Origin of the sequence: Actinotignum sanguinis (assembly GCF_030230305.1) — a bacterium.
GTDB lineage: Bacteria > Actinomycetota > Actinomycetes > Actinomycetales > Actinomycetaceae > Actinotignum > Actinotignum sanguinis.
The window spans coordinates 201,101-222,601 of sequence record NZ_JASPCQ010000001.1; the positions used below are offsets into that span (position 1 = coordinate 201,101).

Sequence of the window (21,501 nt, forward strand, 5' to 3'; positions counted from 1 at the left end):
CCCCCGGTACGGAGTGATCATGTTCGCGCCGTGAGCGCGTGGAATATGCAAAAGCGGTGCCGGATTCTCAGGAATCCGGTGCGTTGACGATCTCCACAGGATGGAACACGCATTGACATCCTGTGCGGATAGCCAGCGCCACCGCTCTAACCATGGAAAAAGCCTACACGAGTCTTGACGATTTCTTTACGTTTAGGCTCAGTGTTTTTTCATGTGCAAATGTTCACGCTTGCAAAAATTGGAGAAAATCGCAGCATAGAGCCGTTTACGGGCGAGGATCCCGATAGAACCACCCCCGGAAGGAGTCACGTCTCACGCCAGGTATATCTCATATGGTGAGATAGTTTTTCTCAAAATCATTCCAGCAATGAGATAAGCACTGTTTTAGGGCGCCGCGGGGGCGGGCGCGGCAGTACCGTGCCCGAAGAGATCGCGCAGCCGCGCCCGGGACACCTTCCCGTCATCGCCCACCGGAAGCTCATCAAGCACCACCAGGAGGCGCGGGAGTTTGAAGGAGGCGAGCGCCTGGGCAGCAAAAGCCCTGAGCTGATCGAGGCTGGGCACGGGTAGGCTCTGGGGCACCACCGCGAAACCGCCGGTTACCGGATCCGGGGTAGCGAAATCTTCGGGACGGGCTTCGTGGGAATCCATCACAATGGCGGCGCCCACCACCTGGCCCCACACCGGATCTGGCACACCTGTGACCAGGGCGGAACGCACTCCCGGGTACTGGTGGAGTACCCGCTCAATTTCTTCGGGGTGAACGGTATCTCCCCCAGTTTTGATGGTATCGGTGACCCGGGCAACCAGAGTGATATATCCATCCGCATCTACCCGCGCGTGGTCTTGAGAGCAGAACCATTCCCCCGCGAAGGAGGAGCGCTGGTAATTCTCCCCGTGCCAGTATCCGGCCGAAATGCTCGGTCCGCGTAATTGCATTTCTCCGCTTTCCCCGGGCGCCACCGGGGTATCGGTACCCGGCTCCACCAAGCGAATCTCCACGTGGGGCATGGCACGCCCCACCGTTTCAGCCTTGTGCGCCACGCGCGCGGTGGGAAGATACGGGCCGACGCCGCCTGTTTCCACAGACCCCCATATATTCAGCGGATGTAGACCCGCGGCATCCAGGCGCCCCATAAGAGCGGGCGGTACCGCTGCTCCGCCCACGAAGGCGTAGCGAAGACTGGAAAGATCCCGGGCGACGAAGGTGTCGTCGTCGAGCATAAAAGAATAGGTGGTGGGGGTGCCGAACATGGTGGTGACCCGGCGTTCTTCAATAAGGTGCAGCAGGCCGGCCGGAGAGGGAGTACGCGCAATAACAATGCGGCCCCCGCGCGCGAAGTGGAAGAGCGTGCCGCCGTTGAACCCGGCGATAGAGGAACATCGAGCGCTGTGTAAGAAAATGTCATCACGCCCGTAGCCCAGAGCATCATGGAAAATACGATCCGCCCACCACAAATTGTCATGGGTAAGTTCGAGGGCTCGGGGCGCTTCCGGGGGCGCGGGCCGGAACATCATAACGGCAACCCCACTCGGGTATCCCTCGGTATTAAAAGCGGGATGACCGGCGGTGCCATCGGCAACGAAATCAGCGGTGAAACTCCCGGTTGCCGCGCTCAGAGCAATATAGCCGTTGGTGAGGGCGGGAGTGAAAGGTGGGGCGAGGACGTCGTCGTCGATAACAAAATGAATAAGAGTTCCCGTGGAGGTGAAGGCGCCGGCGGTGCCTATCTCCGCGCATGCGATAAGAACGCGCGGGGCCGCAAAATCGACGAGGCGTTGAATCTCCACCGGGTGAAGGCGGGCGTCCACCGGAACGTAAACCGCACCGATGCGGGCGCAGGCCACCGCAACCAGATAGTGATAGGGAGAATTATGGGCCACGATCATAACGCGGTCCCCGTGTGAGACACCGGCCTGGACGAAAAGTTGGGCGAGGCGGGAGGTGATATCGCGGGCCTCACCGACCGTCAGGGCGGTGGCGTCATAGAAGAGACAGGGGCGATCCGGGTTGGCGAAAGCGGTGCGATCAAGCAGATAGGCAACGTTCGTGACGGGGACGCTACTCATTGCTCTCACTTTCTGAGCCCGACCCCGCTCCCCCGCCGGTATCCGCGAGATCCGCATCCGGCATATCAGCTGCGTGCTCCCCGAAAAGGAAACCGCGAATGAGGCGACGCAGCTGGTAGAGATCATCCACGTGGGAGAGCTCGCGCGCCGAGTGCATGGACAGGAGGGGTACGCCCACATCCACCGTGGTGATACCCAGGCGAGTAGCCGTCAGCGGGCCGATGGTGGTGCCGCAGGGAATGGAATTCCGGGAAATGAAGAACTGGTAAGCAGCGCCGGCATCACTAGCCGCCCGGAGAGCGAGCGTGACGGATTCGGCATCGGAGGCGTAACGCTGCTGGGCGTTCATTTTGATAAGCGGGCCGGCACCGGCGCGCGGGGCGGAATCCGGGTCGTAATACTCCGCGTAATTAGGGTTGAGAGCGTGCCCGGCATCGGCAGACATGCAGGCCGAACGCGCCAGTAGCCGGTACCAGCTATCCCCGCGCACCCCGAAGCTTTCCGCGATGCGGGTCAGCACGGTTTCCAGGAAGGGCCCGCTGGCTCCGCTGGTGGTTCCCGAACCGACTTCTTCGTGGTCGAAAGCGGCGAAAACTGGGAAGTAGGGAAGAGTCGCGTCATTCCCCACGCCCGCAGCCACCCCATCGAGGAGCGCACGAAGGCCGGCATATACAGAGGATAAATTATCCTGACGCCCGGCGGATAGGTACGTCCCATTGCGCCGCGGCGGCTCAACATCATATGCGTAGATATCATGCCAGCCGATCCATTCGGCACCGGGCGTTTCCCGGCCCTCCGGGCCCGGCTCCGCATAGCGCGCCAGGGTTTCAAAAAGATCGCTATCGGTATCGGCGCCGAGCTCCGATTCCACCCCGGCATCCCCGCACGCCCCGGTAACAATCGGATGGAGATGCTGCTGGCGATCCAAGGTGAGGCTATCGCGGTTACCCGAAATAAGGTGCGGGGCGAGCTGCGGGATCACCATGCAGGCGGGGGTACGAACCAAGTATTCCCGACCGTCCATATCCGTGATACGCCCGGCCAGGCCAAGGTCACGGTTAAGCCAGGAATTGAGTAGTGGCCCGCCGTACACTTCCATATCGACCTGGGTGTAGCCCCCGTGACGAGAAATGCCGGCCGGCTTGAGTTTGAGGCTGGGTGAATCGGTATGTGCACCCAGGATTCGGAACGGCGCTAGTTCACCGGAACCCGCACCTCGCGGGCTCACCCAGGCAATCAATGCCCCACCGCGCCGCACATAGCGCGCCCCGCGCGCCTCCCAGGCATCCGTTTCGCGCTGCTCGGTGAAACCGTGTGCTTCCAGAATGCGCGCGAGCTGCGCAGCTGCGTGGTAGGAGGACGGAGATTCCGCGATGAACTGCGCGTATCCGCGGGCGTGGTGATCAGCGGCGGTACCTTCCCGGACCCGCATTGGATCCACCGGCGCGGTATCCGCCTGCGCGGTATCAGGCGTGGACTCGGCAAACTCAGACATACTCATGGCCTCCCAGTCTAGTGACCGCCGGGGCACCCCGGCCTCGTTATTTCAGCGGTTAGGGGCGCGAATTACCCTCCGGGGAATCCCAGAAATCCCCCGCGGGATCGGTTCCGGTGGTGCCAGGCCCGCCGGCGGCCTCAGTTGCGCCGTCGTTCCCCGCACCGTCATTTTCCACGACGGCACCGGCCGCAACCTCTGCCGGCGTGACTTCCATGGTGCCGCGCGCCGCGTGGCGGCGTGCCAAGAAAAGCAAAAGCATTCCCAGGGCCAGCACCAAAACGCTAATAACCACCCAGGCAAGGACCTGCGCCCCGCTCGTGGCGAGCTGGGTGCCGCCGTTCACCGTTTCCATTGTTATTGAACTCCTCACCGCAACGATTAGCTTCCTGGGACGATGGTACACCGGGTGACTAGAACATCACACCGGACCTTTTCCATGCTTTTTCGTCAGCGAAGGTAGCTAGGATTCCCGCTCATGACAAAAATTTTTCGCGCTGCGTCGTTGCGGCGTGACGGTGGAGAACACGGTGCCGACAGTGGCGGGGCTCTGGCCCGGGCCGGTCTTGGTTTGGCCGCTCTCGGCGTCGTTTTCGGCGATATCGGGACCAGTCCGCTCTACGTTGTGCGCGCGGTTTTCACCGTGCATGGCGGCGCCGTTCCGCTCACGGACGCCTCGATTTACGGAGTGATCTCCCTGGTGGTGTGGATGCTCCTTCTTATCGTGTCCTTCAAGTACGTCATTCTTGTATTGCGTGCGGATAACGACGGCGAAGGCGGCATTATTGCCCTCGCCACCCTGCTGCGCACTCTCAGCGGTGGGCGGCCGCGGGCTGCCGCGCTCTTCACGGTAGCGGGCATGTTCGGAGCGGCGCTCTTTTTCGGCGACGCCGTTATCACCCCGGCCATTTCAGTGCTTTCCGCTATCGAAGGTATCCGGGTGGCGCTCCCGACCTTCCCCGCCACCCTCATTGTGCCCATCGCACTGGTGATTCTTCTCACCCTGGGTTGGATGCAGCGCTACGGTACCGGGCGGGTTGGCGTTATTTTCGGGCCCTTCATGCTGCTGTGGTTCACGGGCCTGGCTCTCATCGCCCTCCCGCATATTGCCGCGCATCCGGAAATTTTCGCGGCACTTTCCCCGCATGAGGCCCTCACTTTTGTGGCTCGCCACCCGGCCATCGGTTTTTTCGCCATGGGCGCGGTCGTGCTTGCGGTGACGGGTGCCGAAGCGCTCTACGCCGATATCGCCCATTTCGGGCGGCGCCCCATTTCCGCGGTGTGGTTCGCGGTGGTGCTGCCCGCACTGGTGTGTAACTACCTGGGGCAGGGTGCACTGCTGCTCGAGCATCCGGAGGCCATTGCCGATCCGTTCTTCCATCTGGTTTCTTCCCAGTGGGCCCTGGTACTCACGCTGCTGGCCACCGGCGCCACGGTGATCGCCTCGCAATCGGTGATCGCGGGGACCTATTCCATTGCCCGCCAGGCTTCCCGGTTGGGATACCTGCCGCACCTGCGGATTCGCTATACCTCCGCGAGTGGGGCGGGGCAGATTTACCTGCCGGATATTACCGGGCTGCTGGTGGCCGCAGTAGCGACCGTCGTGGTGATTTTCCGCGATTCGGAGCGGCTTTCATCCGCCTATGGGCTGGCGGTCTCCACCGATTTCCTTCTTACCACCGCCATGCTCTTAGCCCTCACGGTGATCGGCTGGCACTGGCGCTGGTGGCAAAGCGCTGCGCTGGCTGTGGTGCTCGGAGTGGTGGAAGTTCCGCTTTTCGCCGCTAATGCCGCAAAGCTGGTAACCGGCGGCTGGCTCCCCCTGCTCATCGCCCTCGTTCTTATGGTCGTTATGCTCACCTGGCGGCGCGGGGAGGCAGTGGTAGCAGCTACCCGGGCCCGAACCGAAGGTACCCTCGCGGAGTTCGCGGCGCAGCTGCAGAAAAATCCGCTGCGGCGTGTTCCGGGTACCGTGATCTATCCGCATTCCCTCGCTACCACGGTTCCGGCGGCTTTGCGGGCTACCACCGCGCTACATCGCAGTCTGCGCGACCACGTTATTATTCTCTCCATTAAAACGGCCCCGCAGGCCCATATCGAGCGCGCCGAACGCATTACCCGCACGCAGGTGAGCCCGCGCGTGGAAGGCGTTGTACACCTCACGATGCGTTACGGCTTCATGGATATCCGCAATATTCCGGCTGATCTGGAATGGGCGCAACACGAATACGGGTGGGGTTCCTGGAAGCTGAGCGAGGCCCAGTGGGTGCTCAGCCACCTGGGGGTACGCTCGCGTGGGAAGAACGACGACGCAGCTCCGGGCACCACGAGCTCTGCCGCCACCGGTGATTTTCCGCAATTGGCTCGCTGGCAAGCCTGGCTTTTTGCGCGGATCGCGCGCCATTCCGCATCGCCGGCCTGGGTGAGGAGTCTCCCGGCGGATCGCACCGTGGAGATTTCCCGCGAGGTCATCGTGTAGCTACTAATGTCGAAGCGCCTGGTAGCGTTCCTAGTATGACGACAACAACGCACTACCTCGAGCAGCTTCGCCTCGATGAACTCAGCCTCACGGTGCCGCTCACCGCGGATCGGGAAGATGCGCGCACCATTGATATATTTGCTCGCATCGCCACCCGCCCGGGCGGGGAATCCCTCCCTTATCTCTTCTACCTGCAGGGCGGGCCCGGTTATGAAGCCTGGCGGCCCAGCCTGTCCCCGCTGGAACCCTCCTGGCTAAATGTGGCCCTGGAACGCTACCGGGTTGTTTTTGTGGATGAACGCGGTACAGGGCGCTCCACACCCGTTGGGGAAGATATCCTGAGCACGGGAAGCGCCGCGGAAGTGGCCGAATATCTCAGCCACCTGCGCGCTGACGGCATTGTGCGCGATTGCGAAGCGCTGCGCCGCGAGCTCGGCGTGGAGAAAATCAACCTGCTCGGGCAGTCCTTCGGTGGTTTCACTACCGTGCATTACCTCTCGGTCGCGCCCGAACATATCGATCAGGCTTTCCTCACCGGCGGGCTCACCGCGGTGCGCCACAGCGCTGATGATGTCTATTCCCTCACGTGGGAAAAGATGCGGGAGCACAGTGCAGAGTACTACCGGCGCTTCCCCGCGCATCGGGATCGGGTACGGGAGCTGGTGGATCTGGCCGGTAGCGGCTCCATCGAATTACCCACCGGGGAAATTGTCTCACCTTCGCGGCTGCGTTCCCTCGGGCACCTTCTCGGTTCGGATAACGGGTGGCGGGAACTGTACTACCTGCTGGAAAAGGATCCGGCTTCCACCGCTTTCCGTTATGACCTGGCCGCGGCCATGCCGTTTGATGGGCGTAACCCGCTCTACTATGTGCTGCACGAATCCTCCTACGCGGACGGCGTGGTCACCGATTGGAGCGCGGAGCGTACCCAACCGGAGGATTTCCGCACCGATACTTCGCTTCTCTACGGTGAACATGTGTGGGCGGAATGGGCGGATACCGTGCCGGCATTCCAACCGTGGAAGGATGTAGTTGAGAAGCTGGCCACCTGGGAGTGGCCTCAACTCTACTTCCCGGATGCTTTGCGGGAATCAGGCGCGCGCGGTGCGGCTGCTGTGTACGTGAATGATGCCTATGTGCCCCTGGAGTTCTCGTTGGAAACGGGGGCACTGCTTCCTGGGATCCACCGGTACGTAACTTCCACTCATGAGCACAGCGGTTTGCGTTCCAGTAACGGGGCGGTGCTGCGCACGCTCTTTGAATTGGCGGATGGAACGCGGCTGCGCTAACTATGCGCGCCAGGAACGCCCCGCGGCGGGGTTAGCCGGGCGTGCTGAGCTGCACTAACCGAACACCCCGCACGGTGCCCAGTTGTCCGGAAATTCCAGATAACTGGGCGCGGGACGTGCGCTCCAGGAATAGTGGCCGGCCCGCGCGCGGGCGGCCGGCGGTAAGAAAGTGAGGATACGCAGATGTGGAATAATGCGGATACGGATGCTGTGGTGTTCGGAGATAACCTACCGGTTCTCCGGAGCTTACCGGCTGAATCATTCCAGCTTATTTACCTCGATCCGCCTTTTAATACCGGCCGCACCCAACGCCGCTCCACGGTGGTGACCCGGCGTTCCAGCACCGGGAATCGTATCGGTTTCAAGGGCCAGCGTTACGAAACGATCGTGGAGCGGGTACTCGGCTACGATGATAGCTTCGCCGAATATTGGGGTTTTCTTGAACCACGCCTGGAAGAAGCCTGGCGGCTCCTCACCGATTCGGGAACGCTCTATCTCCATCTTGATTACCGGGAGGCACATTACGCGAAAGTGCTTCTCGATGCGCTTTTCGGGCGGGAATGTTTCCTCAACGAGATTATTTGGGCCTACGATTACGGCGCTCGCACGAAAAAACGCTGGCCCGCCAAACACGACACTATTTTGGTGTACGTGAAAAACCCGGCCAGCTACTACTTCAATTCGGAAGATGTAGATCGAGAACCGTATATGGCTCCCGGATTAGTCACCAAGGAAAAGGCAGCACGCGGCAAACTTCCTACAGACGTGTGGTGGCATACCATCGTCTCCCCCACCGGAAAAGAAAAAACCGGCTACCCCACCCAAAAACCACTGGGGATTCTGCGCCGGATTATCACCGCATCTTCTCGCCCGGGGGACCGCGTCCTTGATTTCTTTGCCGGATCAGGTACCACCGGAGCCGCGGCGCATGAATTGGACCGCCAGTTCCTGCTCATTGACGCCAATCCGGAAGCAATCGCGGTGATGCGCACCCGCTTCCCCGATGAGGTACAGTTCGGGGAATGGGATGGCGAGGCGGTCAGCTGGAAGTAGCGCGCATCCGAAACTACCTCCGGATATTGCCGTAGAGGCAGTTCAGGAATCGACACGCACCTGGGAATAGAGGGCGCAGGCACCTACCCGATAAGCAGGCTCCAGGGCAAGCTCCGGATCCGCGTAGAAATCCGGGGAGTGATTCGAGGCGGGCTCCCCGTGCGCCGGGTCGAGCTGCGCGGGCGAAAAACCACCGAAAAGCCAGAATACCGAAGGCGCACCGGCGCTCTGCCCGAGGACCGCAAAATCCTCACTGAAACCGAAAGTTTCGCTGGCCACATTCTCCTCCCCCAGTTCCGCACCGATCACCTCACGCAAGGCCGCAACAGCTGCGTCGTCGTTCACGGTGGCATCTACCTGGCGGATCTGGCGGATCAGAGGTTCGGGGGCGCCGGCCGCGAGCGCTTCGGCCCGGATAATCCGCTCGATACCGGTATTGATTATTGCGCGGGTTTCCTCATCCCGGAACCGAGTATTGATGCACAGACGCGCGGTGTCCGGAATGATATTGTCCTGGCTGCCGGCCTGGAAAACGCCGACGCTCACCACCGCGTTGCGGTCCGGATCCGTCATGCGGGAACGGATTGTTTGCAGGCGGGTAACAATGGCCGAACCAATCACAATAGGGTCGACGGCGCGATGGGGCTGCGAGCCGTGCCCGCCCACCCCGTGCACAATAACTTCGAAACCGTCCGAGCCGGGCAGCACTCCACCCGGATGAAGATTGACCCAGCCGGCCGGGCGTGGCACCACGTGCCCGCCGTACATGACCTGCGGGCGCGGAGCTTTCTCCCACAGACCGGCCTCCACCAGGGCGCGTGCCCCCAGACCGTTTTCTTCCGAAGGCTGGAAAACAAAAACGATGGTACCGCGCCACAGCTGCGCATGGGCCGCAAAGGCCCGGGCCAAGGCGAGCGCGATCGACATGTGGGAATCGTGCCCGCAGGCGTGCATAACCGGAACATTTTTCCCGGACGCATCAATTCCGGTGGCCCGCGAGGCATAGCTCAGGCCGGTACGTTCGGCAACGGGCAGGCCGTCCATATCAGCGCGATAGCCCACCACCGGGCCGGAACCGTTGCGCAGCACGCAGGCAAAACCGGTATCGGTCACGGGGATAATCTCACGGGTGATCGCACCGGAAAGTTCGAGGTTTTCCAGGCGTCCCCGGAGAGCCCGCGAGGTCTCCACTTCCTGGAAAGAGAGCTCGGGATTGGCGTGGAAATACTGGAAATCACCGATCATGGTGGCCCGGTCCGAAGCGCTGAGGCGAAATTCCTCCGGAAGATACTGCACGGCGTTCCCTCTCATCCGATGCTAGCGGTGCGGGCGCCTCCGTGGCGCAGAGTGCGCAAGCGTCCGCTCACCTCGTTTATTTTAGCGCCGGGATCGACAGCCGCGCCGAACGTCCGTGGCAGGTCGGGGCGGTGACTGGCTAGGCTGGAGGGAGTGTGCAGGCGAGGTGTACCGGTAAGCGGAGCCAAAAGGTGCCGGTACACGCGGCGGCAGCGCCCGGGCGAGGAGGATTATGTTCCACAACATCATTTGGGATATGGGCGGAACCATGGTGGATACCTATCCGCATGTGGATGCCACCTTGCAGGCGGTTGTTCTTGATTCCGGTCAGGAGGTTTCCCTCCTGGAAGTTGCCCGCCTGACCCGGCACTCCACCAACCTAGCCATCACCGAGCTTTCACGCCGTTTCGGGATTCCGGAAGCCGAGTTTCGGGCGCGCGAACAGGAATTGAAAGACTCGTGGAAAATCACACCGCCGCCCGCGATGGCCCATGTGCGTGATGTTCTTGCCGCGGTTCCCGGGATCAATGTGGTGGTCACGCACCGGGATCGCGCGAGCGCCCGCACCCTCCTGGAGGGCTTGGGACTCCAAGTTACCGATATGGTTTGCCCCGAGGACGGTTTCCCACGCAAACCCGACCCGGCGATGTTCACCCATATGCTCAGCAAGCACCACCTAGATCCGGCCCGCACCCTCGCTATTGGGGATCGGCCGATTGATATCACGACCGCACATAAAGTTGGAGTGGCCGGTGCTCTCCTGGAAACTCCCGGTATTGAGCTGGAGGCGGATGCTGATTATCGCATCACTGATCTTGCGGAGGTTCTCCCGCTCCTCGGCTCATGAGCTAGCGGCATAGTTTGTACCCGATAGTTTGTACCGGCGCGGGAGTTTTTCTGGCATAACCAGACTTGTCAGGACGTAAGGCCAGTTTCAGCCACAACAGAATTTTCTAGCCGTAGCAACGCTTTTTTCATATCAAGCCCACCCGCGCACCCGCCCGGGGCGCCACGCGCGGCAAGAACCCGGTGACAGGGCAGCACAATGGGTATCGGATTGCGCGCGCATGCCGATCCCACCGCACGAACCGCCCGCGGGTTGCCCACCATTGCAGCAAGCTGGCCATAGGAGCGGGTCTCCCCGTAGGGAATTTCCTCAAGGGCACGCTGCACCCGGGCCGCGAAGGGGCCGCGGGTGAGAAGCAGATCGGTAGGGAGCCGGAAATGGGTGCGTTCGCCCGCGAAATACTCGGTGAGCTGGGCACATGCCCGGGCGGCAAGCTCCTCCGCCCGGCGCCGCTCGGCCTCATTCTCAATCTCGATAACCGCCTGCGGGCCCGGGCACCCGGGAAGCACCACCGCGATCACCGCATGCGCCTGCGCCGCAACGGCGAACTGCCCCAGTGGGGAATCGCACGTCCGCCATACCGCTGCGGCGCAGGCACGTGTCACGGGAGGTTTCTTTACTTCGCGACCTGGGCGGTGCGGTGTTCGAGGCCGCTCAGCACGGCTTCCACCTCACTCGCACGGCGTTCCAGCGGAGTGAATTCGCCGTCCGTCCAGTCCTCAAACATCATGAAATTCACTTCGGAACGGATAGCTGGCATATTGAAATTAGCCGTAATCTGGCGCCATTGCTCGATAGCGCGTACGCCCCCGATGGAGCCGTGCCCCACGAAAGCAACCGGCTTATTCATCCATTCAACGCCCAGCGCGTCCACCGCGTTCTTGAAGGCCCCGGGCACCCCGTGGTTGTATTCCGGGGTCACGAAAATAAAGGCGTCGAATTCGCTGATTTTATCGGCCCAGCGCTGGATGGCCGGATTATCGTAGCGACCGTTGGCCGCAGCCGGAACCACGGGGCTGGTGAGGAGCGGAATATCGAAATCCTTGATATTGACGAGTTCGTAAGCGACCTCCCCCGCCCGCTGGGCTGCGAGCTGGGCGACGTACCGGGCCACACCCTCGGTGGCCTGGCCCTCGCGAATTGATCCGGAAATAATGGCGATCTTCATAAACGTGTCCTTTCGTTTAGGTGAGCGACACCCAGATTACCAATCTCTCATTTACCATTCAATCGGACGTGGGGTGCTCCCCTTTTAGCTCGGTGCGAACACCCTCCGCTTCGGCTTCGGCATCGCCACCACCTTCACGCAGATCACTGGCGAGCACCGCGTAGACGATGGTGTCGGTCCACTCCCCCTTGAGCCAGAAGTCCTGGCGCATATGCGCTTCTTTACGCATTCCCGCATGCTGGAGCATAAGCTCACAGACCCGATCCCGCGCATCCATTTGTGCAGCAACGCGATGCACTCCGCACCGGGTGCAGGCGTAGCGAATCATGGCCCGCATAGCCTCCGATGCGTAGCCGTGACCGCGGAAATCCGGGTGGAGCACGGTGGCAATCTCCGCGACGCCGTGCTGCGGATCGGTCATCCACAGGCGCACGTCCCCGATGGGTTGCGCATCGAGTTCGATGACGACGGCGAGCGCGGCCTGCGGGCCGCGCAAATCCCGCGCCTGGGCGCGCTGGGCAGCTTCGTTGACCGCCCGTTCGGGATTCCAGGCATCGGTCATGAGGTATCTGGTGACATCTTCACGGCTGTAAATACTATGCAGCCACGGCGCATCATCGGGCCGGTGCAGCCTCAATCGCAGCCGCGTGGTTGTCACCGAAAATTCTTCAGGTGTCGTGGTATCCATAACTCTTTAAGTGTAACGAAAAACACTTTTAGGGGAAGAGGTTCTGAGCTGGTTATCCACGATACGGAACGGGGCGGTAATGAGGCAGCGGATCGCTCGCCAACCTTCCGTACAAATCAACATCGATACGCCACCCATTAATCAGAAATTTCCCGCGTTCGGTTCCTTCCTTGAGGAATCCCGCCGCGCGGGCCACCCCTCCCGAAGCCGGGTTATTCACCCGGTGTCCGAGTTCCAAGCGTTCCAGCCCGCGCTCGCACAGCGCCCAATCCGCGACGGTTGCCGCCGCTCTAGACATGATTCCACGGCCCCAGTAATCGCGGTGCAACCAGTAGGACAACCACCCGCTTTTCTCATCACCATCCGCGTGAATACGAACCATACCGATGAGTTCATCGCTATCTTCCCGGGCGATGACCCAGGCCAGCTGCGAATCGGGATTTTCCAAGATCTGCGCGATATAGCGGCGAGCACCGGCCATATCCGTGATATTGCCCTGCCGGATCATATCGGGATGGGAGGCGAAGGCCGCCACAATAGCTGCGGCGTCGCCCTCACGCACCGCGCGCAGCACAGTATCAACCTTCGTTCCCACGCTCGTTACCAAGAGCTACCTATACATTAAAACGGAATTCGACCACGTCGCCGTCTTGCATCACGTAGTCTTTGCCTTCTTGGCGCAGCTTCCCGTGTTCACGAGCGGCGGCCACAGAGCCGTATTCCACCAGGTCATCGAAAGACACCACCTCGGCTTTAATAAAGCCGCGCTGGAAATCGGTATGGATGACACCGGCGGCCTGCGGGGCGGTATCGCCCTTGTGGATGGTCCAGGCGCGGGCCTCTTTGGGGCCGGCCGTGAGGTAGGTTTGCAGGCCGAGGGTATCGAAGCCCACCCGAGCCAGCTGGTCCAGGCCGGATTCTTCTTGACCGGTGGCCTCCAGCATTTCCCGGGCTTCTTCTTCGCTGAGTTCCACCAGTTCCGCTTCGAATTTGGCATCGAGGAAAATGGCTTGGGCAGGTTTCACAAAGTCACGTAGTTCCTGCTGCATGGCGGTGTCAGCGAGGCCGTCGTCGTCGGTATTAAAAACGTAGATGAAGGGCTTCGAGGTCATGAGTTGGAAGGAACGCAGGATATCCGCGTCAAATTCGGCGGCGTGGTTGGAGAGCACTTCGCCCGCCTCAAGGAGCGCGTAGGCCCGCTGCGCCGCATCGAGCGTTTCCTTCGGGGTTTTCTTCCCCGTCACTTCCTTGGCGAGGCGCGGGATAGCCTTCTCCAGAGTTTGCATATCAGCGAGGATGAGTTCGGTGGTGACCGTTTCGATATCATCTTTCGGGTCCACGCGGCCCTCCACGTGCACGACGTCCGGGTCGGCGAAAGCGCGGGTGACCAGGCAAATTGCATCCGCTTCGCGAATATTGGCGAGGAATTGGTTGCCCAGGCCCTCCCCCTTGGATGCCCCGCGCACGATTCCGGCGATGTCCACAAAATCGACCGTCGCCGGCAGGATTTTCTGAGATCCGAAAATTTCGGCGAGCTTAGTCAGCCGCGCATCCGGGAGCGGCACCACACCCACATTCGGCTCAATCGTCGCGAAGGGGTAGTTCGCCGCGAGCACCGTTGCGCGCGTGAGCGCATTAAAAAGGGTCGATTTTCCGACGTTGGGAAGTCCTGCAATACCAATTGTTAAAGCCACGCCCTCCATTCTAGCTAAGAGAAAGGAGGGCGGGCTGCTATCCGGACGTACGCTAGTGGCGCGGAGCGCTACCGAGGTGCTGCACTACTGCGCGGGCGCGTCCATGGATTTCGGGGCGTGCCAAATATCTTCGCCGCGCAAAATTGCGTCCGCACCGCCGTCGATATACAGGATCTGCCCCGTGATGGTCCGCGAGAGTCCGGTCACGAAGAAGACGAGCGCATCGGCAATATCGCGAGCTTCCGAAGCGCCGTGGTACGGGGCGGGCAGCGCACCGAAAGCCTGCTTGCGCCCTTCCTCGGTAGAGAGGAGTTCTTTCGTCATGGGGGTGGCAACCACCCCCGGGCCCACCGCATTGAGCCCGACGCCGCGCCCGGCGAATTCCTCGCTCACGGCCGCGCGGCGCACCCACGTGGCAATAGCGCGCTTGGAGCACGCGTAATTCGCGTAGCCCTGCATCGGGCCCTGCGCGGCGAGTTCCTTGCCGTAAGCGAGAGCTTCTTCGCGCTGATCATCAAGAAGCAGCTGTACAAGCTTGGGATCGCTGGGTTGCAAACTGGCGCAGGAGGCAGTAATTACCGCGCGCCCGTTTTCCGCTTTTTCCAGGTAGGGAAGGAAAGCGCGGACGGTGTCGCGCGCACCGAAGAAATTCACTTTGAGATCGAGAGGTGAATTGCTCTGGGTTCCCGCATTCGCGATCACACCGTCAATCTGCGGGTACTTTTCCACCACCCGAGCGACCGCATCCGCGATCCCCTCCGGGCTGGATAGATCCGCGTCAAATTCCGCCCCGCGCAAATCAACACCGACGGGCGTATGCCCGCGTTCTTCCAGGATCTTCCCGCAGGCAGCGCCGATACCCGAGCCCATTCCGGTCACAACGATAGTAGACATGGTGTTCCTTTCTTCCCGGTGCCGCTTCTTCACGGCACCACCAGCGGTGACGTTAGCCCTAATTTTTTGTGATGAGATGTGCTGTGTTCCGCTACCTTGAAAGCTATCAAAGTCTGTCACGTGGAACAAGGGGCGACGACGCCAGCGCGCTTCCCTCCCATTTTTCTGTCGTAGGCGGGTGTTTGAATACCGCTATGGATATCTCGATTGTTATAGGTGCTCTTATCGCGGTGGGATGCGCGTGTTTCGCCTTGGGTTTCTTGAGCGCGCGAGTGCGCTTGGGTGGCGCAGTTTCGGCGCGGGAGCTAGCGCGGGTGCGCCACCAACTAGAGGAGGCGCAGCGCGATGCCGGGGCGGTGCGGGCGCACTTGGCGGCCGCCCAGGCCCGCTCGGATCGTTTAGAGGAGGAAAATAACGGGCTCATCGCCAGGGCTAAAACAGATAACAACATTTTGCGTTCCCTGGCACCTATTACCCAACAGCTCACGGTGATGGAGCAGCGGGTCCGTGATGTGCAGGTCCTCCAAGGTGAACAGCGCACCGAAATCCGCACCCAGCTCACCGCGGCGGCCCGCACCCAGGAAGATCTCGCGCGGGCCACCCAGGCGCTGCGCGGGGCGCTGAGCTCCACCTCGGCGCGAGGAATGTGGGGTGAAGTGGAATTACGCCGGGTGGTGGAAGCCGCCGGGATGCTCCCCCACGTTGATTTTTCCGAGCAGGTTGCTTCACGTGCAGGCAGCGGGCACGGTAGCGGTGCCGGGCTTGCGCGCCCGGATATGGTTATCCACTTGCCCGGCGGCGCACATCTCCCTCTCGATGCCAAGGTTCCCCTCACCGCTATGCTCCAGGCACAGGCCGCCCCGGCTACCACGGCGGAGGAAATCGCGCGGCGCCACGATCTCCTCAAACAGCACGCCAAGGCGGTGCGTTCCCACGTAAACGCGCTGGCTAAAAGGGATTACCCCGCACTTTTCCCAGGGTCACCTCGGCTCACGATTATGTTCCTTCCGGGAGAATCACTGCTCGCGGAGGCGCTGCGGGAAGATCCCCCGCTCCTGGAAGATGCCTTGGCCCTCGGGGTGGTCCCCGCTTCCCCAGCCTCGCTCCTGGCGCTGCTGCGCACCGTGGCAACACTGTGGGCCTCCAGCAAGATCAGTGAAGAAGCCGGACATATTATTACGCTCGGGCGGGAAATGACGGATCGGCTCCGGGTGGTGGCCGGCCACTTGGAAAAGCTCGGGAACTCTCTCACCTCAGCGGTCAAAAACTACAATTCCGCGCTCTCCTCTTTCGATTCGCGCGTATTGGTCACCGCGCGCCGCCTGGAAAGCCTAGATGCCGATTTTTCTACCCCACCAACCATTGCTGCGGAAGAAGGTCAGGTCAAACGCTTCCACGATGCTGGGCTGCGCGAAGCACTCGACGGCGAAGATGATCACGAAACACGGATTGTCCCGTAGCAGTGCGGGGCAAAACATGGCACGATAACTGATATGGCTTCAACAACTCCGGTACCCGCAACCCTGCCGCAACGGGCTGCGCAGACAACACCGGATCGCCCGTGGCCGCTACGCCTGCTCTCGGTAAAAATCCGGGAATATGTGGCGAAAATGTCGCGGTTATGGGTGGAAGGCGAAGTCATTACCCTCCAGCGCCGCCCCGGAGCAAAAGTCCAGTTCCTCACCTTGCGGGATTTGGAAGAAAACGTCTCTATGACGGTTAAAATACTCAGCCACCTACTTCCCGCAACCGTCACTTCCGGAAGTCGGGTGGTGGTGTGGGCCGTTCCCGATTTTTATACCGGCAATGGCTCGCTATCCCTGTGGGCACAGGAAATCCGCCCCGTTGGGGTGGGTGATATTCTCGCGCGTTTGGAGGCTCTGAAAGCCAAACTCGCTTCCGAAGGACTGTTTGCACCGGAACGTAAAAAGCCCCTCCCCTTCCTACCCCGCACGGTGGGTCTTATCGTGGGGCGCAATACCAAAGCGAAAGAGGATGTCATTATTAATGCCTCGCTGCGCTGGCCCGGGGTACGTTTCGAGGTGCGCGAAGTAGCAGTACAGGGCCGGGATGCCGTGGCCCAGATGATTCCGGCCCTGCGCGAGCTAGATGCCCACCCGGGAGTGGATGTGATTGTGCTAGCGCGCGGGGGCGGGTCCGTGGAAGACCTCCTCCCCTTCTCCGATGAGCACCTCGTGCGTGCTATTGCGGCTACCCACACTCCGGTGGTCTCCGCTATCGGGCATGAAGGCGATAATCCCATCAGTGACTACGTGGCAGATCTACGAGCTTCCACGCCCACGGATGCCGCCAAGCGCATCGTTCCGGATCGGGAAGCTGAACGTGAAGGGGTACAGGCAGCCGTGCGCCGCTTGCGCCAGGGTATGCGCCATCGACTCGACCGTGCCACCAAAGAACTCGAAGCATTACGCGCCCGACCCGTCCTGGCCCGCCCCCGAACTATGGTGGAAGTGCGCGAACAGGATATCCAGTCGTTGCGCTCCTGGCTGCGGGCCCATATCCGGCGCGATATGGCTTCCAGCTCCCAAGATATCTCCTCACTTCTTTCCCAGCTGCGGGCCCTCTCACCCCAGGCAACACTGCAACGCGGGTATTCGGTTATCCTAAGCGGGGACAACAGAGTAGTCTCACAAGAAAACGACGTCCAAATCGGAGAACACCTGCGTGCCATTTTGGCCGCCGGGGCCCTCCATCTCGAAGTGAAAGGGAGCGCGCATGGTAGCTAAGGGAACCACTCCTGAGGGATTCGCACCCCCGGCACCAGCGCCAGACTCACCCCACGCATCAGGCGCATCCGTACCCCGCCCGCGCGAAGATATTGAGGCGCGCGTGGCTACCCTCAACTACGAAGAAGCCCGGGCCCGACTTGTCGATATTGTTTCCCGCCTGGAGCAGGGCTCCATTCCTCTCGAAGAATCCCTGCGACTGTGGGAGGTAGGGGAATCTCTGGCCCGCCACTGCCAGAGCTGGCTTGATGGCGCTGCGGCCCGTATTGATGCAGCCGAACGCGGCGAAAGCCTCGCGGATCTCTCCGACTCGACTAGCTCGGTTACCGCTCCAGCCCAGGCCGCGGGGCCGGCAAGAAGCACAGGAACCCCTGCTCTGCCTACCGCTCCCACTCATCAAGCCCCGTCGGCCGCGGTACAAGCAGGCGGCTATCAGGCACCCGCGCCCGCTATCCCACCGCAGGCATCTAAAGAAGACCGGGTGGCTGCCCTACGGGAAGCGGTGCGCGAAGTACGCGCCGAAGATGTACCGGCTATTCAGGCAGCTCCTCAACCCGTACCCGAGGCCGCATCAGCCCCCGCTACCCAACGCGGTGCGGTAGCTCCCGCCGGCGCACCCGATGGCGCCACCGCTCCCCAGCAGCCTTCCGTTGCGAACCCGCCGGCCGGCGATGATGACGATTTCGACCCGGAAGAATTCGCGGACGGAACGGGTCTTGATACCACCCCACTCACCCGCCACCCCGAGGATTTCGCATGACAGTTCTTGTCATTGGCGATGCCATCGCCAACCAGCGCGAACAGGAAACCCCTTTTCGTGCCGGTACCATGTTCAAGGTGGCGGTTAATCTAGCCCACCTGGCGCGCGAAGTGCGGATGGTCACCGATATCTCCGAAGCCTCCGATCCGCAGGTCGTGCGTGATTACGCCGCCGAGCACGGCGTGGAGCTCCTCTTGCGCCCCGCTTCACCTCCGGCCAGCGCCGCTCTCACCTCCGGCTTGACCACCCCACCCCCGGCTGCTTTCACCGAAGCTCATTACGGGGAGGGACACGGGGATCCGGAAGAAAGCTGGGATATTTTGCCGGCTCCGGAACGTGGCGCCCGCAAACTAGATTTTGATCTCTTCAGCCCCTCGGCCACTACTTTCGGTGGAGACGCCTGCCATGCCATGCCCGCAGCCCACACCGTCCGCGAATGGCTGCGGGTGTGCCGATCCACCTCCACCATCATCTACTCGCCGGCACTGCGCCACCCCCGGGCCCGCAACCTGGATCGGGTCCGTATCCAAGCCGAAAGTTTCTTGCAGCTGAGTGACGTCGTCGTCGCAACCTCAAAAGACATCCGGCTTCTCTACGGTATCAGCGGCCCCGAAAATGAGTTCGCCGCGGTGGCCGAACACTGGTTCAGTTTCGGGCCGCGGCTCGTAGCTATTCTTCTTGAGGACGGTGCCGCGCTCATGATCACCGCCTCGGGTGACCGCCTCCACGTAGCTTCCCTCCCGCGCCCCTTTGTGGATGTTGCGGGAGCTCGGAGCGCTTTTATAGCCACCACCATCGATACCCTGGACCGGGTGAGTCTGCTCGGGCGGGAAGCCAGCCCCGGACTCGCCACCATGTCCATGTCCCACCTGTACACCGTGGGTGCTTTCGCCACCACCGCGCGCAGCCTCATGACCGCACATGCAGGCTGGGAACCGCTCACCCGCAATGAACTCAGCGAAGGCTTCTTCGAATACCAGAGCCGCGAAGGTCTAATTTAGCGCGCTTCAACGGGCATAGGCGCCACGGTGTTATAAGAGCTTGATTTTGTAGCGCCCGGCCTAGCGCCCGCGGCGTCGATCACGCTGCGTATAGTCACGCAGGGCCCGCAAGAAATCCACGCGCCGGAAATCCGGCCAGTAGGTTTCACAGAAATAGAGTTCGGTGTGCACGGACTGCCAGAGCATAAAACCGCTCATGCGCTGCTCCCCGCTCGTGCGAATCACCAGGTCAGGATCCGGTTGGCCACGGGTATAAAGATGATCGGTAATATCCGCGAGGGAAAAATCTTCGGCAACCTCCGCGAGGCTACGCCCGGCTGCTGCTTGGTCGCGCAGGTAGGAACGCACCGCGTCGGTAATTTCTTGACGCCCGCCGTAGCCCACCGCAATATTCACATGTAAACCGGTACAGGCTTCGGTACTCGCGGCCGCGGCACGCAGGCGCTGGGCATATTCCTCACTAAGAAGATCGAGATTCCCCACCGCCACCAGGCGGAAACGGCTAGAGCGCGCCAGATTTTCGACAGTTTCACAGATGATGCTCAGTAGCGGACCCACTTCTTCGGCTGCCCGGGAAAGATTATCCGTGGAGAGCAACCACAGGGTCACCACCTCAATACCAGCGTCTTCACACCAACCGAGGACTTCAGCGATACGCTCAGCCCCCGCCCGGTGACCGAAGGTAGCAGATTCGCCCAGTTCCCGCGCCCAACGGCGGTTTCCGTCCAGCATAATTGCCACATGCTGCGGCATACGCTTCCCGGAAAGCTCACGCACCAAGCGGCGCTCATAGGCTGCGTAGAGCCATGATGACATTCCCACGCTGTTCCCCTCCCTCGTTCTAGCCACTGTGGCACGAGCCGCGCCCGGCAAGGCTGCACTCGAGCCGCACCCCGTCAAAACCGGAGCCGAGCCGCGCAACCAGATGCCTAACCGTTTAACTGTAGCCCGCCCATCCTGGGGGAACAGGAAAAGATACCCGGAAAATATTCAGGGAAGGGGCGTACACTTGCGCCAGCGACTCAAAGCGGTGCGGCGAACCGGAGCCACACCTCCCGCCTTGCCCACCGCCGCGTTTGTTGATCTTCGGACATCCCGGAGGTATTCACCGACCACGTGGGGAGCACCATGACCCGTCCTTGTCACGCCACTAGCGAACGCCACGCGGATACCCTCTCTCAGCCACCACGTGGCGAAAAGAAAGACCGGAACTCTCGTACCGCAGCAGGGCGGCCTCGGGCAGCGCACAATTTACCTTCGCTACCCGCATCCGTACTCCCGAAACCGGCTCTGCGCGGCTGGCAGCACGCCATTATTGCCCCACTCGCGCTGGCAAATATGATCGTGCAAATAGTTTTCGCGCCCACTGCCGCCCTCACCATCGGAGTCATCGTGTTCGGGCTGAGCGCCGTCGTGCTATTCGGGCACTCTGCGGTATATCACCTGGGTTCGTGGGGGCCGAAAGTGCACGCTATTTTGCGGCGCCTGGATCACTCGAATATTTTCTTGCTCATCGCCGGAACCTACACCCCGCTCTCCCTTGCCCTGCTACCGGGCGGCACCGCCGCGCTGGTACTGGCCATTGTGTGGAGCGGGGCGCTCGGCGGGATTGCGCTTTCCAATTTCTGGCCGGCGGCACCGCGCTGGCTGTACGTTCCCCTCTATATTGCGCTCGGGTGGGTGGCCATCTGGTTCCTCCCCGATATGTGGGAAGCCGGTGGCCCGGCTATCGTCTGGCTCATCATTGCCGGCGGGATCTGCTACACAGTAGGTGCGCTCGCCTACGCTTTCCGCTGGCCCAATCCCTGGCCGCGCACCTGGGGATTCCACGAATTCTTCCATTCCGGAACAGTGGCGGGTTACGCCTGCCACGCGGTGGCGGTCTGGCTTACCCTCTTTGCTGTCGCCTCATAAATCCGGGCAGCGCAGTGGGGCCGGCCGTCTCGGCACCAACGGCCAGCCAAGCCTGCCGCCCGCCTACTCCCCGCGGCCCGCAGGGGCGCAGGCGACGTCGTACCCC

Annotated in this window: 20 protein-coding genes; 9 read left to right on the forward strand and 11 right to left on the reverse strand. The window is 61.6% G+C overall.

Going from position 1 to position 21,501, the window contains the following annotated elements:
• Positions 1 to 384: 384 nt before the first annotated feature.
• Genes QP828_RS00900 through QP828_RS00910 form a run of 3 tightly spaced genes read right to left on the reverse strand, consistent with a single transcriptional unit; the run spans position 385 to position 3,920 of the window.
• Positions 385 to 2,070 carry a class I adenylate-forming enzyme family protein gene (locus QP828_RS00900; protein WP_087070475.1) on the reverse strand — a complete coding sequence of 562 codons (1,686 nt, stop codon included), beginning with the start codon at positions 2,068 to 2,070 and terminating at the stop codon, positions 385 to 387.
• A complete protein-coding gene (locus tag QP828_RS00905) occupies positions 2,063 to 3,571 on the reverse strand; it encodes a M18 family aminopeptidase (protein ID WP_234984469.1) in 1,509 nt (502 codons plus the stop codon). The genes QP828_RS00900 and QP828_RS00905 overlap by 8 nt, the downstream gene beginning before the upstream one ends.
• 52 nt (positions 3,572 to 3,623) lie before the next feature.
• Positions 3,624 to 3,920: a hypothetical protein gene (locus QP828_RS00910; protein WP_087070473.1), complete on the reverse strand. Its 297-nt coding sequence runs from the start codon at positions 3,918 to 3,920 to the stop codon at positions 3,624 to 3,626.
• Between the two features lie 123 nt (positions 3,921 to 4,043).
• On the opposite strand from QP828_RS00910, the gene QP828_RS00915 reads away from it, so the two are divergent.
• From QP828_RS00915 to QP828_RS00925, 3 genes are all read left to right on the forward strand, one after another.
• Positions 4,044 to 6,044: a potassium transporter Kup gene (locus QP828_RS00915; RefSeq protein ID WP_087070472.1), complete on the forward strand. Its 2,001-nt coding sequence runs from the start codon at positions 4,044 to 4,046 to the stop codon at positions 6,042 to 6,044.
• A gap of 35 nt (positions 6,045 to 6,079) precedes the next feature.
• Positions 6,080 to 7,333 (forward strand): alpha/beta fold hydrolase, encoded by a 1,254-nt coding sequence (locus QP828_RS00920; protein WP_087070471.1) that lies wholly within the window; start codon positions 6,080 to 6,082, stop codon positions 7,331 to 7,333.
• Positions 7,334 to 7,516: 183 nt separating this feature from the next.
• Entirely contained in the window at positions 7,517 to 8,386 is an 870-nt protein-coding gene (locus QP828_RS00925) for a DNA-methyltransferase (RefSeq protein ID WP_087070470.1), read from the forward strand.
• A gap of 42 nt (positions 8,387 to 8,428) precedes the next feature.
• Here QP828_RS00925 and QP828_RS00930 read toward each other — a convergent pair whose 3' ends face one another.
• Positions 8,429 to 9,682 carry an amidohydrolase gene (locus QP828_RS00930; RefSeq protein ID WP_087070469.1) on the reverse strand — a complete coding sequence of 418 codons (1,254 nt, stop codon included), beginning with the start codon at positions 9,680 to 9,682 and terminating at the stop codon, positions 8,429 to 8,431.
• A 232-nt stretch (positions 9,683 to 9,914) separates the two neighbouring features.
• On the opposite strand from QP828_RS00930, the gene QP828_RS00935 reads away from it, so the two are divergent.
• Complete coding sequence (locus tag QP828_RS00935) at positions 9,915 to 10,529, forward strand: HAD-IA family hydrolase (protein ID WP_087070468.1); 615 nt, start codon at positions 9,915 to 9,917, stop codon at positions 10,527 to 10,529.
• 68 nt (positions 10,530 to 10,597) lie between these two features.
• Here the strand turns inward: QP828_RS00935 and QP828_RS00940 are convergent, their stop codons facing one another.
• The 6 genes from QP828_RS00940 to QP828_RS00965 form a co-directional block, all read right to left on the reverse strand.
• Positions 10,598 to 11,134 (reverse strand): methylated-DNA--[protein]-cysteine S-methyltransferase, encoded by a 537-nt coding sequence (locus QP828_RS00940; protein WP_200807173.1) that lies wholly within the window; start codon positions 11,132 to 11,134, stop codon positions 10,598 to 10,600.
• 11 nt (positions 11,135 to 11,145) lie between these two features.
• Positions 11,146 to 11,697 carry an NADPH-dependent FMN reductase gene (locus QP828_RS00945; protein WP_087070467.1) on the reverse strand — a complete coding sequence of 184 codons (552 nt, stop codon included), beginning with the start codon at positions 11,695 to 11,697 and terminating at the stop codon, positions 11,146 to 11,148.
• 58 nt (positions 11,698 to 11,755) lie between these two features.
• Positions 11,756 to 12,385, reverse strand: coding sequence for a GNAT family N-acetyltransferase (locus QP828_RS00950; RefSeq protein WP_284891040.1), 630 nt, complete (start codon positions 12,383 to 12,385; stop codon positions 11,756 to 11,758).
• 52 nt (positions 12,386 to 12,437) lie between these two features.
• Positions 12,438 to 12,980, reverse strand: a complete 543-nt coding sequence (locus tag QP828_RS00955) for a GNAT family N-acetyltransferase (protein ID WP_087070465.1) — start codon at positions 12,978 to 12,980, stop codon at positions 12,438 to 12,440.
• 19 nt (positions 12,981 to 12,999) lie between these two features.
• A complete protein-coding gene (gene ychF / locus QP828_RS00960) occupies positions 13,000 to 14,079 on the reverse strand; it encodes a redox-regulated ATPase YchF (protein ID WP_284891041.1) in 1,080 nt (359 codons plus the stop codon).
• An 84-nt stretch (positions 14,080 to 14,163) separates the two neighbouring features.
• Entirely contained in the window at positions 14,164 to 14,973 is an 810-nt protein-coding gene (locus QP828_RS00965) for an SDR family oxidoreductase (RefSeq protein ID WP_284891042.1), read from the reverse strand.
• Positions 14,974 to 15,167: 194 nt separating this feature from the next.
• On the opposite strand from QP828_RS00965, the gene QP828_RS00970 reads away from it, so the two are divergent.
• The 4 genes from QP828_RS00970 to QP828_RS00985 are packed head-to-tail and all read left to right on the forward strand — an operon-like array spanning position 15,168 to position 19,481.
• On the forward strand, positions 15,168 to 16,433 hold the full coding sequence (locus QP828_RS00970) for a DNA recombination protein RmuC (protein WP_284891043.1): 1,266 nt from the start codon (positions 15,168 to 15,170) through the stop codon (positions 16,431 to 16,433).
• A gap of 33 nt (positions 16,434 to 16,466) precedes the next feature.
• Positions 16,467 to 17,720, forward strand: a complete 1,254-nt coding sequence (gene xseA, locus QP828_RS00975; protein ID WP_284891044.1) for an exodeoxyribonuclease VII large subunit — start codon at positions 16,467 to 16,469, stop codon at positions 17,718 to 17,720.
• Complete coding sequence (locus QP828_RS00980; RefSeq protein ID WP_284891045.1) at positions 17,710 to 18,480, forward strand: exodeoxyribonuclease VII small subunit; 771 nt, start codon at positions 17,710 to 17,712, stop codon at positions 18,478 to 18,480. The genes xseA and QP828_RS00980 overlap by 11 nt, the downstream gene beginning before the upstream one ends.
• On the forward strand, positions 18,477 to 19,481 hold the full coding sequence (locus QP828_RS00985) for a carbohydrate kinase family protein (protein WP_284891046.1): 1,005 nt from the start codon (positions 18,477 to 18,479) through the stop codon (positions 19,479 to 19,481). The genes QP828_RS00980 and QP828_RS00985 overlap by 4 nt, the downstream gene beginning before the upstream one ends.
• A gap of 60 nt (positions 19,482 to 19,541) precedes the next feature.
• Here the strand turns inward: QP828_RS00985 and QP828_RS00990 are convergent, their stop codons facing one another.
• Entirely contained in the window at positions 19,542 to 20,297 is a 756-nt protein-coding gene (locus tag QP828_RS00990; RefSeq protein WP_274734778.1) for an isoprenyl transferase, read from the reverse strand.
• Positions 20,298 to 20,771: 474 nt separating this feature from the next.
• Between QP828_RS00990 and trhA the strand changes: the two genes are divergently transcribed.
• A complete protein-coding gene (trhA, locus tag QP828_RS00995; RefSeq protein ID WP_349017789.1) occupies positions 20,772 to 21,395 on the forward strand; it encodes a PAQR family membrane homeostasis protein TrhA in 624 nt (207 codons plus the stop codon).
• Positions 21,396 to 21,501: the final 106 nt, after the last annotated feature.